The sequence below is a fragment of the Micromonospora sp. NPDC047557 genome, assembly GCF_043205095.1.
Classification (GTDB): domain Bacteria; phylum Actinomycetota; class Actinomycetes; order Mycobacteriales; family Micromonosporaceae; genus Micromonospora.
The window spans coordinates 323,796-337,874 of sequence record NZ_JBIDDK010000003.1 but is presented as its reverse complement, the minus strand read 5'-3'; the positions used below and the strand labels follow the sequence as shown (position 1 = coordinate 337,874).

Here is a 14,079-nt window from a genome sequence, read left to right as displayed (position 1 = left end):
AGCCGCCCCGGTGGTTCGTCGGCACTCACCGATGATGTCGCCCCTCCGCTGGTCAGCGCGGAAAGACCACGAACTTGGGTGCGGAACCACTCGGGGACGGCGGCACGCGGTAGTGACGCAGCGTGAACTGCATCATGTCGCGGAACGCCGGGTTGGCGATCGCCGCGCCCCCACCACCGGGCGCGTACACGAAGACCGCGATCACGTACCGGGGCTTCTCGGCGGGGGCCATGCCGATGAAGGAGGACACCTCGCCCGGCTGCTTCTTGCCGTCCACCAGACGCCAGCCGGTGCCGGTCTTGCCGGCGACCCGGTAGCCGGGGACCGCCGCCAGGGTGCCGGTGGCGCCCTCGACCGTGGTGACCGCCTCCAGCATGGTGCGCAGCGCCGCCGCGTTCTGCGGGCTGAGCACCGAGCGGGTGACCGGCGCCGGCGCGGGGGTGCGCTTGCCGTCCGGGCCGATCGTCTCCTTCACGAGGTGCGGCTGCACGTACGTGCCGTCGTTGGCGATGGCGGCGTACGCGGCGGCCATCTGCAACGGCGTGGCGTCGACGCTGTGCCCGATCGGCACCGACCCGGCCGACGACCCGCTCCACTCATCGGCTGGCAGCAGCCGGCCGCTGGCCTCGCCGGGCAGGCCCTCGCCGGTGGGCTTGCCCAGCCCGAACCGCTTCTGGTAGTCGATCAGCCGGTCCCGGCCGAGCAGGTCGGCGACGGTGATCGCGCCGACGTTCGACGAGAAGGCCAGCATCCCGGGCACGCTCATCTTGCGGCCGTTGGCCGGGTGGGTGTCGGAGAACCAGGTGTCCCCCATCTTGATGCTGTTCGCGATCGGCAGCGTCGTGTCCGGGGTGATCACCCCCTCCTGCAGCGCGGCGCCGTAGGTGATCGCCTTGTGCACAGAGCCGGGGTCGACCACGAAGCTGGTCGCGGCGTCCTCGCGGGCGACCGGGTCGCTGTCTCCCGGCTTGGCGGCGTTGTAGGTGGGGTCGCTGGCCTGGGCCCGCACCTCGCCGGTGGCGACGTCGATGATCACGGCGGCGGCGGTCGCGCCTCGCTGCCCCGCCATCCCCGCGCTGAGGATCTGCTGGCAACGGAACTGCAGGTCCCGGTCGATGGTGAGGGTCAGCGAGCTGCCCGGCTTGGCCGGGGTCGTCTTGCTGTAGCCGCCGGGGATCGGCGCGGCGAGGTCACCGAGGCCGGCCTCGTACACCCGCTTGCCGTCCTGCCCGGCGAGCAGCTCGTCGTAGCGGGCCTCCAGCCCCTCCAGCCCGACCATGTCCTGGCTGGTGAAGCCGATCAGGTTGGCCGCCAGGTCGTCGCCGGGCACCTCCCGGCGCTCGTCGCGGTGCACACCGATGCCGGGCAGCTCCAGCGCCAGCACCTGCTTGGCCGCCGGGATCTCCACCCCCCGGGCCAGGTACTCGAACCGCGACGGGTTGCCGTTCTCCAGCTTGCGGGGCTTCATCAGGTCGGTGAGCTTGGACACCGGAATGCCGAGCAGCGGCGAGAGCGCCTTGGCGGTGGCGGGCCGGTCCTCGATCAGCGTCGGGTCGGCGAACACGTACCGCGCCTCGACGCTGTGGGCCAGCGGCTCGCCCCGGAAGTCGTAGATAGCGCCGCGCGGCGCGGGCAGCTCGACCGTGCGGGTCCGGTCGGCGACGCCACCACCGGCGTAGGCCGGGGTGTCGACCGCCTGCAGGAAGATCAACCGCACCCCGATGACGACGAAGAGCGCCAGGGTGAGCACGGTGCCCAAGCGCAGCCGCAGCCGCGGGTCGGCGAGCTTTGGCGGGCGCGGCGGCTTGCGCGACGGCCGGCGGGCCGCCGGTCGGTCGGCGCGGCCGGGCGCGCGCGGCGTGGTGCGGCGCCGCGGCGGCGGCTCGTCGCCGGCCGGGCCGCGCGGGGTGCGCGGCGCGACGGTGCGCACGACGCCGCCCCGGCCGGCCGCCGGAGCGTCCCGCCGGCCCGAACGGGCGGCGGCCCGGCCGCCGTCGAGCACCTGCAACGCCGGCCGGAACGGGTCGCCGGACCGGGTGCTGCGCGGGGTACGTCGCTGCTCGGCGGCCCCGCCGCGCGCCGGTGTGCCCTCGCGGACGGTCCGGCCCCTCGGGGTGTACGCGCGGGCGCCGGAGATTCCCCCGATGCCCGGCTCGCCGGCCCGCGACTCCTCGTCGGCGGGCCCGGCCGCACGCGAAGAACCGCGCCGGGACCCCTGGGGGTTCCGGCGCGGCTCGTCCGACCTCGGTGGCACCGGTCAGCCTCCCGCGCCCTGGCTGGTGACCGACGGCTGGCCGGTCGCCGGCTTCGGCACGCCGATGGTCTTGCCGTCCGGCATCCGGATGTACGCCGGCTCACCGGCGTCCACCAGACCCAGCCGACGCGCCTCGGCGGTCAGGTTGCCCGGCGCCTCGTACTCGGTGATCTGCTTGTCCAGCTGCTGCTTCTCCAGGTCCAGTCGGGCCTGCTGCTGCTGCAGCTTCTCCAGCCGGAACGCGTTCTCGTTGATCTTGGTGTTGACCGCCAGGATGCCGAGCACCCCGCCGACCACCAGCACCACGATCAGCGCCGCGAACGGCGCACGCGGCACCGACACCGGCGGCGGCGGCGCCACCCGCAGCCGAGGCGAGCGAGCGGTCGCCGCGACGCTGGCCTTCTCGGCCGGACGCAGCGCAGCGCTGCCCTGGGTCGGGAACTCGCGCGCCCCCCGGGCGCGAGCCTCCCCCTGCCGGTTGACTCGATCGATGCGTGGCGTACCGTTCCCCACGCGCGGGGCTCGCTCCGCCGCGGTCCGGCCCCCCGACCGCGGTGCGCGCTGCCCGCCGCCGGTGACGTCCCGGCGGTCGCGCTTGTCAATGTTCATGTCCCCTCCCCCTCTACATCCGTCCCTCTGCCGTCCCGGTGCCCCTGATCCCCCACGGATCAGGCTGACCCAGTGCCCGGTTGGTGCATCCCCTTCACCCTGCGGCGGGACCGTTCGCGGTCGGTCCGCGCCTGTTCTGTCGCGTTCGGGTCGAGTCGTTCCGCGGCCCGCAACCGCACCGAAGCGGCGCGCGGGTTCGCGGCGACCTCCTCCTCCCCGGGCAGTTCGGCGCCCCGGCTGAGCAGCCGGAACGTCGGACCGGACCCGGGCAGCTCAACCGGGAGGTCGATCGGGCCCTTACTGCGGACCCGATCCGCGAGCGCCGCCTTGGTGAGCCGGTCCTCCAGCGAGTGGTAGGACAGGACCACCATGCGACCGCCCACGGTCAAAGCGTCGAGCGCGGACGGCAGCGCCGTCTCCAGCGCTGCCAGCTCTCTGTTTACCTCGATCCGTAAAGCCTGAAACGTTCTCTTTGCCGGGTGTCCGCCCGTTCGTCGCGCTGGTGCCGGGATGGAGTCCCGGACCAGCTCCGCCAGCCGCGCGGACGAGGTGATCCGGGCGCGTTCGCGCTCCCGGATGATCGCCGAGGCGATCCGGCCGGCGAACTTCTCCTCGCCGTACACCCGCAGCACCCGCGCCAGATCCGGATGGGCGTACGTGTTGACCACCTCTTCGGCGGTCACCCCCCGCGTCTGGTCCATCCGCATGTCCAGCGGCGCGTCCTGCGCGTACGCGAACCCGCGGTCGGGCGCGTCCAGTTGCAGCGACGAGACACCCAGGTCGAACAGGATCCCGTCGATGCCCGGATAGCCCAGCCGCTCCAGCACCTCGGGCAGCTCGTCGTAGACGGCGTGCTCCAGGTGCACCCGGTCGGCGAACCGCGCCAGCCGGACCCGCGCGTGAGCGAGCGCCTCGGTGTCCCGGTCGAGCCCGATCAGGACCGTCTCCGGGTGCGCCTCCAACACCGCCTCCGCGTGCCCGGCCAGGCCGAGCGTCGCGTCGACGTGCACCGTCCGGCCGCCCCGACCCAGCGCGGGGGCCAGCAGCTCGAGACACCGCTCGAGCAGCACCGGCACGTGCGTGCCGCGCAACTCCCCCATGTCGACCCCCACTGGTTGAAACGTCCGTTCTTCTCGCGCGCCTGCCGTGGCGACGGCGCTGCCGTCGTACCGCCAGATCCCCATCCGCTCCCGCCGGACACCGGACGCTCGCCCGATGACTGGATCGTGCGCCTGGCACCGGGGAAGGGGTGCCAGGAACTCGAAAGCGGCTGGAGATCTCGCAGTACGTCGGGCGCCGTTCCGCCCTACAGACCGCCGGGCAGCACCCCCTCCTCAATGTCGGCGAAGTCGTCTTCGCTCTCGGCGAGGTAGGTCTCCCAGGCGACCTTGTCCCAGATCTCCACCCGCGTGCTCGCGCCGATGACCACCAGGTCACGGTCGAGCGCGGCGTACTGGCGAAGGTGTGCCGGAATCGTCACGCGGCCCTGCTTGTCCGGCACCTCGTCGTGCGCGCTGGCGAAGAAGACCCGGCTGTAGGCCCGGGCCGCCTTGTGCGTCATCGGCTGCGCGCGCAACTGCTCCGCGATCCGCTGGAACTCGGGTGTCGGAAAGACATAGAGGCAACGATCCTGCCCTTTGGTGACCACGACACCCCCCGCCAGCTCATCCCGGAACCTGGCCGGAAGGATCAACCGGCCTTTGTCGTCCAGGCGCGGAGTATGGGTGCCGAGGAACATCCGGCCCTACCCCCTCGCCCTTGAGCGGCGTTCGCGGCGCCGCTGACCCCCCGGGCCGGTGAGCCCTCCCGGCCTCACCATTGGGCCCCACCTTACTCCACTTCCCTCCACCTGCAACCAGATTCGCCCGCGTGGCGCGGCCGATTCACGCGCAAAACCGCACGTCACACGGGGTGGAGCGGGGTGGAGGGCCGGAGCCCTCCCCCGGCGTGGTCCGCTTTCCGACATAGATCGACTCCGTCCGGTGGAGCGCGAGCCGCCCACCCGCGCCGATGCCACGGCCGAACGGTTCACCGTCGGCGGCGATCTGGTGAGGCGGGCGGTCCGGTAACCTCGCTCGCGTGACGGACGCGAAAATGCCCCTACGGGCCAAGGTGGCCAGCTCCGTGTCACGGACCGCCGCGGCGCTCTCCCGGGCCGCCGGCCGTGGCGACGGATCGGTGATCGGCGGATGGATCGGGCTGAAGATCGACCCGGAGCTGCTGGCGCACCTGTCGGCCGGACGCGCCATCGCGCTCGTCTCCGGCACCAACGGCAAGACGACCACCACCCGGTTGACCGCCGCCGCGGTCGGCGTGCTCGGCCGGGTCGCCACCAACTCCTTCGGCGCCAACATGCCCAGCGGGCACACCTCGGCGCTGGCCAAGGCCGGCAGCACCCCGTACGCGGTGCTGGAGGTCGACGAGCACTACCTCGCCCAGGTGCTGGAGTCGACCGAGCCGCACGTGGTCGCGCTGCTGAACCTCTCCCGCGACCAGCTGGACCGGGCCAAGGAGGTCGCCATGATGGCGCAGCTCTGGCGCGCGGCGCTGGTCCGGCACACCGACGTACGGGTGGTGGCCAACGCCGACGACCCGCTGGTGGTCTGGGCCGCCACCCCGCCGGGCGACCCCGCCCGGGGCATCAACCCGCCGCACGTGACCTGGTTCAGTGCCGGCCAGCGCTGGCACGACGACTCCTGGGTCTGCCCGGAGTGCGGCTCCACCATCCAGCGCTCGGGCGAGCAGTGGTGGTGCACCGGCTGCCCGCTGCGCCGACCGGAGCCGAACTGGGTCGTCGAGGACGAGGGCGTGCTCGACCCCACCGGCGCCTGGCACAAGGTCTCCCTCCAGCTGCCTGGCAAGGTCAACCTCGGCAACGCGGCGACCGCGCTGGCCGTGGCCGCCGAGTTCGGCGTACGCCCGGTCGACGCGGTGTCCCGCCTCGGCATCGTCACCTCGGTGGCCGGCCGTTACGCGCAGGTCGACAAGGACGGGCGCAACATCCGGCTGCTGCTGGCCAAGAACCCGGCCAGCTGGCTGGAGGCCTTCGACATGGCCGACGACGCGCCGACCCTGCTCTCCATCAACGCGCGCGACCCCGACGGTCTGGACACCTCCTGGCTCTACGACGTCGACTTCGCCCCGCTGCGCGGGCGGCAGGTGCTGATCACCGGCGACCGGGCCTACGACCTGGCGGTCCGACTCGACGTCAACGACGTACCGTTCCAGCACGTGCGCACCTTCGACGACGCGATCCGGTCGGTCCCGCCCGGGCGGCTGGAGGTCATCGCGAACTACACCGCGTTCCAGGACATCCGAGCGGAGTTGGACCGTGTCATCTGAGAGCCTGCGCATCGTCTGGATCTACCCCGACCTGCTGTCCACCTACGGCGACCGGGGCAACGCCCTGATCCTCGCCCGACGGGCCCGCCAACGCGGCATGCCGGTCGAGGTGCTGGAGGTCCGCTCCGACCAGCGGCTGCCCGCGACCGCCGACATCTACCTGGTCGGCGGCGGCGAGGACGGCCCGCAGGCGTTGGGCGCCCAGCGGCTGATCGCCGACGGCGGTCTGCACCGGGCGGTCGCCCAGGGGTCGGTGGTGTTCGGCGTCTGCGCCGGTTACCAGCTGCTCGGCACCTCCTTCTTCGCCAAGGGTGTGCAGTGTCGCGGGCTGGAGCTGCTGGACCTGCAGTCCGACCGCGGCGAGAGCCGGGCCGTCGGCGAGCTGGCCGGTGAGATCGACCCCCGACTGGGCCTGCCCCCGCTGACCGGTTTCGAGAACCACGGCGGTCGCACCCATCTCGGTCCGGAGGTCGCCCCGCTGGCCCGGGTCACCACCGGGATCGGCAACGACGGCGCCACCGAGGGCGCGTGGCGTGGCAAGTTGCTGGGCACCTACTCGCACGGCCCGGCCCTGGCCCGCAACCCGGCCCTGGCCGACCTGCTGCTGCGCTGGGCCACCGGCGCACACCAGCTGCCGCCACTGGACGACACCTGGTCGGACCGGCTGCGCAACGAGCGCCGCGCCGCAGTGGCCCCCGCCCGGGCATGATCCGAGCCGTCCGGCGGCTGCTCCGGCAGCCGTCGGCCGCCCGGTTCGCCCTGCTCGTGCTGCTGATCGGCGGCTGCGGGCTGCTGCTGCTCCTGGTGCCCCGGCCGGATCCGGCGCACCTGCCGGAACTGGCCGACCAGTTGGGCCGCCTCGCTCCGGTGGCGGCCATCCTCGGTGGGGCGCTGCTGCTGGTCGCGCTGGTTCCCCGTACCTTCATCACGCTCGCCGCGGGCGCGATCTTCGGCCCCCTGGAGGGCGCGGCGTACGCCCTGGGCGCCGCGCTGGTGGCGGCGGCGATCGGGTTCACGGTGGGCCGGCTGCTCGGCCGGGAGTTCGTCGCCGAGCGGGTCCGGGGCCGACTGGCCCGCCTCGACGGGTGGTTCGCCCGGCAGAGCGTGGTCGGCGTGGTCACCGTCCGGCTGCTACCGATCGCCGGCTTCGGCCTGGTCAGCTACGGCTACGGCACGACCGGCGCCCGGATGCTTCCGTTCCTGGCCGGCAGCGTGATCGCCGCCGCGCCGACCGCCTTCGGCTACGCCGCGATCGGCGCGGCCGTCAGCTCACCCGGCCACATCAACTGGTACGCCGCCGCCCCGGCCAGCCTCGGCCTAATCGCCAGCGTCGTGCTCGTCCAGCAGTGGTGGCGCGGCGAACGACGCCGCCGCCGGATGCCGGTGTGACCATGTCCCGCCCGACCGGCGGCAGCGCCGAAGAGCTGACCAGCGGCGGCGACGCCGAGGAGACGCTCACCGGCGGCTTCGTCGCCGAGGTGGTCCGCGTCGGCGACACGGTACGACGTACCCCGCCGGCCAACCTGGACTTCGTCGGTGCGCTGCTGCACCACCTGGCCGAGGTGGGCGCGGACCTTTCGCCCCGGCACCTGGGCGTCGACGACCGCGGCCGGCAGGTGCTCAGCTACGTCGCCGGACGGGTGCCGTGGCGGGACCGGGAGGATCCGGGGTTCTTCGCCGACCCGGCGCTGATGCGGCTGGCCGAGCTGATCCGGCGGCTGCACGACGCATGCGCCGGCACCGACCTGGCCGGCGACGCCGAGACCGTGTGTCACCGCGACCTGTCGCCGAAGAACACCGTGTACCGGGACTCTCCCGCCGGGCCGCTGCCCGTGGCCTTCATCGACTGGGACCTGGCCAGGCCGGGCCGCCGGATCGAGGACGTGGCGTTCGCCGGCTGGCACTGGGCCCCGCTGGGCGAGGGCGCCGATCCCGCCGAGCTGGGCCGGCGGTGTCGCGTGCTCTGCGACGCCTACGACGCGGCCGGCCCAGGGCTGCTGCCCCGAGCGGAGCTGGTGGACCTGATGCTCGACCAGATCGAGAGCACCTGGCGCACCATCGACACCAGCACCGACCCCGCCATGCGCCGCCTCCGCGAAGCAGGCACGAGCACGCTGATAGCCCACTGGCACGAGTGGCTGCACACCCACAGCGCCGTGGTACGAGGGTCGATCATGGAGTTGTGGTGGTGAACAAACCCCTAGCCAGGGGATGAACCGGCCACCACAACTCCATGATCGACGCGAGCGGGGCTGGGCCCGGAGTTACACCACCACGGAGACCAGACGGCCCTTCACCACGATGACCTTGCGGGGTTCCTTGCCGGCCAGCGCGGCGGCCACCGCGTCCAGGGCGGTCGCGCGGACGGTCTCCTCGGAGGCGTCGGCGGGGACCTCGATGCGGCCACGGACCTTGCCGTTGATCTGCACCGGATAGGTCAGCGTCTCGGCCACCAGCAGCGCCGGGTCGGCGGTCGGGAAGTCCGCGTACGTCAGCGAGGTGTCGTGGCCCAGCTTGCGCCACAGCTCCTCGGCCACGTGCGGGGCGAACGGCGCCACCATCAGCACCAGCGGCTCGGCCACCTCCCGCGGCGTGGCCGACAGTCGGGTCAGCCCGTTGGTCAGCTCAATCAGCTTGGCGATCGCGGTGTTGAACCGGATGCCGTCCATGTCGCCCCGGACCCCGTCGATCACCTTGTGCAGCAGCCGACGGGTCGCCTCGTCGGCCGGGGCCTCGGTGATCCGCAGCGCGCCGGTCTGCTCGTCGACGATCGCCCGCCAGACCCGCTGCAGGAACCGGTACGAGCCGACCACCGCCCGGGTCTCCCAGGGGCGGGACACCTCCAGCGGGCCCATCGACATCTCGTACACCCGGAAGGTGTCCGCGCCGTAGGCGGCGCACATGTCGTCGGGGGTCACCACGTTCTTCAGCGACTTGCCCATCTTGCCGTACTCGCGGTTGACCGTCAGGTCGCCCAGGTAGTAGGCGCCGTCGCGTTCGACGACCTCCTCGGCCTGCACGTAGCTGCCGCGCGAGTCGGTGTACGCGTACGCCTGGATCATGCCCTGGTTGAACAGCTTGCGGAACGGCTCGAACGACGAGACGTGCCCCAGGTCGAACAGCACCTTGTGCCAGAACCGCGCGTACAGCAGGTGCAGCACGGCGTGCTCGGCGCCGCCGACGTACAGGTCGGTGCCTCCGCAGTCGCCCTCGCCGCGCGGGCCCATCCAGTACCGCTCGTTCTCCGCGTCGACGAACCGCTCGCTGTTGGTCGGGTCCAGGTAGCGCAGCTCGTACCAGCAGGAGCCGGCCCACTGCGGCATCACGTTGGTCTCGCGGGTGTAGCGCTTCGGCCCGTCACCCAGGTCCAGCTCGACCTCGACCCAGTCCCGCCGCCGCGACAGCGGGGTCTCCGGGTTGGAGTCGGCGTCGTTCGGGTCGAACGTCTTCGGGGAGAAGTCGTCCACCTCGGGCAGCTCGACGGGCAGCATCTCCTCCGGCAGGGCGATGGCCGCGCCGGTCTCGTCATAGACGATCGGGAACGGCTCACCCCAGTAGCGCTGGCGGGAGAACAGCCAGTCGCGCAGCCGGTAGGTCACCGCGCCGGTGCCGTGCCCGTTCGCCTCCAGCCAGGAGATGATCGCCGCCTTGGCGTCGGCGACCCCCAGGCCGTTCAGGTCCAGGCCGCGCTCGGGCGCGGCGCTGTTGATGGCCGGTCCGTCCCCGGTGTACGCCTTGCCGTCGAAGCCCTCCGCCGGCTGCACGGTACGCACGATGGGCAGCTCGAAGACCTCGGCGAACGCCCAGTCCCGCTCGTCCTGCGCGGGCACCGCCATGATCGCGCCGGTGCCGTAGCCGGCCAGCACGTAGTCGGCGATGAAGATCGGGATCTGCCCGCCGGTGACCGGGTTGGTGGCGTACGCGCCGATGAAGACGCCGGTCTTCTCCTTGCTGTCGGACTGCCGCTCGACGTCGGTCTTCGCGGCCGCCGCCTTGCGGTACGCCTCGACGGCCTCGGAGGGGCTGGCGTGCCCGCCGGTCCAGGCGTTGATCGTGCCGTCGGGCCAACTGGCCGGCGCCAGCGTGTCGACCAGCTCGTGCTCGGGCGCCAGCACCATGTAGGTGGCCCCGAAGACGGTGTCCGGGCGGGTCGTGAACACCCGGATCGGCTCCCGGGTGGTCGGGAAGTCGATGTGCGCGCCGGTGGAGCGACCGATCCAGTTGCGCTGCATGTGCTTGATCGCCTCGGGCCAGTCCAGGCTGTCCAGGTCGTCCAGCAGCCGGTCGCCGTACGCGGTGATCCGCATCATCCACTGCTTCAGGTTGCGCTTGAAGACCGGGAAGTTGCCGCGCTCGGAGCGCCCGTCGGCGGTGACCTCCTCGTTGGCCAGCACGGTGCCCAGCCCGGGGCACCAGTTCACCGGGGCCTGCGAGACGTACGCCAGCCGGTGGTCGTCGACGACCTGGCGGCGCTCGGCGACGCTCAGCTCGGCCCAGGACCGGCCGTCCGGGGTGGAGCGGTTGCCGCCCTCGAACTCGGCGATCAGCTCGGCGATCGGCCGGGCCCTGCCGGCGTCGCGGTCGTACCAGGAGTTGAAGATCTGCAGGAAGATCCACTGCGTCCAGCGGTAGAAGTCGGTGTCGATGGTCGCCACCGACCGGCGCTCGTCGTGCGCCAGCCCCAGGCGGCGCAGCTGCGACTTGTACCGCTCGATGTTCGCGACAGTGGTGGTCCGGGGGTGGGTGCCGGTCTGCACGGCGTACTGCTCGGCGGGCAGGCCGAACGCGTCGAACCCCATCGCGTGCAGCACGTTGCGCCCGGCCATCCGCTGGTAGCGGGCGAAGCAGTCGGTGCCGATGTAGCCCAGCGGGTGGCCGACGTGCAGGCCGGCGCCGGACGGGTACGGGAACATGTCCAGCACGTACAGCTTCTCCGCCCCGGCCCGGGGGTGGCCCGGGTCGGCCAGCGGACCGGTCGGGTTCGGTGCGTGGAAGGTGCCCTCGCGCGCCCAGGTGTCCTGCCAACGGGTCTCGATCTCGTCAGCCAGGGCCGCGGTGTACCGGAACGGGGGGATGTCGCCCGCCGGTGCGGCTGCCTCACTCATCGTTTCTCCTCGCTTCGCTTCGCTTCGTCTCGGCACCGCCGGGCCGGACCGGCGGCGGGCACAAAAAAGCCCCTCGCGCAGGAGGGGCCGCCGTGCTGTCGCGCGTTCAGCGCATCAGCACGGCCCGGTAAGAAGCAGGAAGACTCCGGCCATGTCCGGCAGTGTACCCCGTCGCCGACGGGACCGGAGGAACCGCCGGCCGCGGTCGGGCCGATCCCCCAACTCGGCGAATATCCGTGCGTAAGCGGCGGACTACCTGCGGGGGTCGGCGATAACGACAAACATGGTTAGCCTGAGAGGCCAGTGAGAATCCTGCGGCAAACGAGGCTCGACGTCGCGAACCCAACGGCGGGTCCAGGTGCTCTCTACAGAGCTGCCGTGACGGCGACGAGGAGGAGGCCCGTGACACAACAGACCTGGGACGAGGTGGGCGGCCTGTTGCCGCACGACGAGTTCCGCGCCGCCAGCGAGGCCATCGTGGCCAACATCGAGCAGGTCATCGAGGGTAAGACCGCCACCGTGCGGCTGGCCCTGGCCGTTCTGCTCGCCGAGGGTCACCTCCTCATCGAAGACGTACCCGGGGTCGGCAAGACCAAGCTGGCCAAGGCCCTGGCGCGGTCCATCGACTGCACGGTGCGCCGGATCCAGTTCACCCCCGACCTGCTGCCCAGCGATGTCACCGGCGTCAGCGTCTACAACCAGGAGACCCACGACTTCGAGTTCCGTCCGGGGGCCGTCTTCGCCAACCTGGTCGTCGGCGACGAGATCAACCGGGCGTCGCCGAAGACTCAGTCGGCGTTGCTGGAGTGCATGGAGGAACGGCAGGTCACCGTCGACGGCGTGACCTATCAGCTACAGACTCCGTTCATGGTCATCGCCACCCAGAACCCGATCGAGATGGAGGGGACGTACCCGCTGCCCGAGGCGCAGCGCGACCGGTTCACCGCCCGGATCGCCATGGGTTACCCCGACGCCGGCGCCGAACTGGCGATGCTGGACGGGCACGGCGGCACCGACCCGCTGAACGAGCTGCGGCCGGTCTCCGACGCGGACATCGTCCGGCAGCTCATCGCCACCGTCCGGCAGGTGCACGTCGCGGACGCCGTCAAGCAGTACGCCATCGACCTGGTCACCGCCACCCGCGAGGCCCCCGACCTGCGCCTCGGCGCGTCCCCCCGGGCGACCCTGCAACTGCTGCGCACGGCCCGGGCGGTCGCCGCGCTGGAGGGCCGCGACTACGTCCTCCCCGACGACCTGCAGGCCCTGGCGGTGCCGGTGCTCGCGCACCGGATCATCCCGACGGCCGACGCGCAGCTCGCCCGGCGCACCACCGACGCGATCGTCTCCGAGCTGGTGCACCGACTGCCGTTGCCACACGACAGGCAACGCAGCCCCTACGACACCCGGCCCGCCACCGGCAACGGTCGCGCGCCCTACGAGCCGCGGAGGCCGTGACGTGCGTGCCGGGCTGCGCGGGTTGACCACCCGCGGGCGCTCGTTCCTCGCGGCGGCGGTCGCGGCGGCGATCTCGGCCGTCATCCTGGGCGAGAAGGACCTGCTCCGGGTGGCCGTGCTGCTGGCCATCCTGCCGCTGCTGGCCGCCGCCTACGTGGGTCGCAGCCGTTACAAGCTGGCCTGCAACCGGTCGCTGGACCCGCACCGGGTCCCGGTCGGGGCCAACTCGCGGGTGGTGCTGCGCCTGCAGAACCTCTCCCGGCTGCCCACCGGCACCCTGTTGCTGGAGGACCGGCTGCCCTACGCGCTGGGCAGCCGGCCACGGGTCGTGCTGGAGCGGCTCGGCGCGCACCAGGCCAGCTCCGTGGCGTACACGGTCCGTGCCGACGTGCGGGGCCGTTACGACGTGGGCCCGCTGGTGGTTCGGATGACCGACCCGTTCGGTCTCTGCGAGCTCACCCGGGCGTTTCCCAGCACCGACCACCTGACGGTCATCCCGCAGGTCACGCCCCTGCCGTCGATCCGGCTCCCCGGGGAGTACGCGGGCAGCGGCGACAGCCGGGCGCGGTCGGTGGCGGTGCACGGCGAGGACGACGCGGCGACGCGGGAGTACCGCCGGGGCGACGACCTGCGCCGGGTGCACTGGAAGTCCACGGCCCGCACCGGCGAGCTGATGGTGCGCCGGGAGGAGCAGCCCTGGGAGAGTCGGGCCACTGTCGTCCTGGACACCCGCGCGTACGGCCACCGGGGCGACGGCCCGACGGCGAGTTTCGAGTGGGCGGTCTCCGCCGCCGCCAGCATCGCCGTGCACCTGCGGCAGGCCGGCTACAAGCTGCGCCTGGTCACCGGCTCGGGGGTCGACGTCGACGCCTCGGAGGGCGGCGGCGACGGTGTGCTGCTCGACCACCTGGCCGAGGTCCGTCTGGACCAGCGGGCCGACGTGACCGGGCTGGTGCAGCGGGTTCGGCAGCGCGCCGATGGTGGTCTGATCATCGGGCTGTTCGGCATGGTCAGCGTCGCCGAGGCCGAGTTGCTGGCCGGGCTGCGGGGCAACGGCGCGACGTGCGCCGGTTTCCTGTTGGACAGCTCCACCTGGCTGAGCCTCCCGGAGAAGGCCCGCGCCGAGGCCGAGCACGCGCACGGCGCCGCGGTGCTGGCCATGGTGCGCAGTGGCTGGCGGGTGGTCGGCGTCGACCACGGCAGCCGACTGCCCGCGCTGTGGCCGCAGGCCGGCCGAGGATCTCAGGGCTTCGCCCTGCGCGCCGCGCTGGCCGAGACGGTCGCCGGCGGCGTGCGATGAACGGAAGGTTCCCC

General features: G+C 72.5%; 11 protein-coding genes. 6 read left to right on the top strand and 5 right to left on the bottom strand.

All coding sequences use genetic code 11. The features are described from left to right. Positions 1-52: 52 nt before the first annotated feature. The 4 genes from ACGGAQ_RS12000 to mraZ all read right to left on the bottom strand — a co-directional run bounded on the left by ACGGAQ_RS12000 (position 53) and on the right by mraZ (position 4,601). Positions 53-2,254, bottom strand: a complete 2,202-nt coding sequence (locus ACGGAQ_RS12000; RefSeq protein ID WP_393047532.1) for a penicillin-binding transpeptidase domain-containing protein — start codon at positions 2,252-2,254, stop codon at positions 53-55. Positions 2,255-2,257: 3 nt separating this feature from the next. Beyond that, complete coding sequence (locus ACGGAQ_RS11995; RefSeq protein ID WP_355134883.1) at positions 2,258-2,863, bottom strand: hypothetical protein; 606 nt, start codon at positions 2,861-2,863, stop codon at positions 2,258-2,260. 59 nt (positions 2,864-2,922) lie between these two features. Further along, positions 2,923-3,963 (bottom strand): 16S rRNA (cytosine(1402)-N(4))-methyltransferase RsmH, encoded by a 1,041-nt coding sequence (rsmH, locus tag ACGGAQ_RS11990; RefSeq protein ID WP_393047891.1) that lies wholly within the window; start codon positions 3,961-3,963, stop codon positions 2,923-2,925. Positions 3,964-4,169: 206 nt separating this feature from the next. After that, positions 4,170-4,601 (bottom strand): division/cell wall cluster transcriptional repressor MraZ, encoded by a 432-nt coding sequence (gene mraZ, locus ACGGAQ_RS11985; RefSeq protein ID WP_007463034.1) that lies wholly within the window; start codon positions 4,599-4,601, stop codon positions 4,170-4,172. 356 nt (positions 4,602-4,957) lie between these two features. On the opposite strand from mraZ, the gene ACGGAQ_RS11980 reads away from it, so the two are divergent. From ACGGAQ_RS11980 to ACGGAQ_RS11965, 4 genes are read left to right on the top strand one after another with little or no spacing between them, the layout of a single operon-like run. Beyond that, entirely contained in the window at positions 4,958-6,205 is a 1,248-nt protein-coding gene (locus tag ACGGAQ_RS11980; RefSeq protein ID WP_393047888.1) for a MurT ligase domain-containing protein, read from the top strand. Beyond that, entirely contained in the window at positions 6,195-6,914 is a 720-nt protein-coding gene (locus ACGGAQ_RS11975) for a glutamine amidotransferase (RefSeq protein WP_357499092.1), read from the top strand. The genes ACGGAQ_RS11980 and ACGGAQ_RS11975 overlap by 11 nt, the downstream gene beginning before the upstream one ends. After that, complete coding sequence (locus tag ACGGAQ_RS11970; protein ID WP_393047527.1) at positions 6,911-7,594, top strand: TVP38/TMEM64 family protein; 684 nt, start codon at positions 6,911-6,913, stop codon at positions 7,592-7,594. Before ACGGAQ_RS11975 ends, ACGGAQ_RS11970 begins: the two co-directional genes overlap by 4 nt. Positions 7,595-7,596: 2 nt before the next feature. Further along, on the top strand, positions 7,597-8,397 hold the full coding sequence (locus ACGGAQ_RS11965; protein WP_393047524.1) for an aminoglycoside phosphotransferase family protein: 801 nt from the start codon (positions 7,597-7,599) through the stop codon (positions 8,395-8,397). 72 nt (positions 8,398-8,469) lie between these two features. Here the strand turns inward: ACGGAQ_RS11965 and leuS are convergent, their stop codons facing one another. Further along, the gene (leuS, locus tag ACGGAQ_RS11960; protein ID WP_393047521.1) at positions 8,470-11,310 is read right to left on the bottom strand and encodes a leucine--tRNA ligase; all 2,841 of its coding nucleotides are present in this window, start codon (positions 11,308-11,310) and stop codon (positions 8,470-8,472) included. 402 nt (positions 11,311-11,712) lie between these two features. Here leuS and ACGGAQ_RS11955 point away from each other — a divergent pair, with 402 nt between their 5' ends. Both ACGGAQ_RS11955 and ACGGAQ_RS11950 read left to right on the top strand, forming a co-directional pair. Further along, on the top strand, positions 11,713-12,765 hold the full coding sequence (locus tag ACGGAQ_RS11955) for a MoxR family ATPase (RefSeq protein WP_234590654.1): 1,053 nt from the start codon (positions 11,713-11,715) through the stop codon (positions 12,763-12,765). 1 nt (position 12,766) lies between these two features. After that, on the top strand, positions 12,767-14,065 hold the full coding sequence (locus ACGGAQ_RS11950; protein ID WP_393047517.1) for a DUF58 domain-containing protein: 1,299 nt from the start codon (positions 12,767-12,769) through the stop codon (positions 14,063-14,065). Positions 14,066-14,079 lie beyond the last annotated feature (14 nt).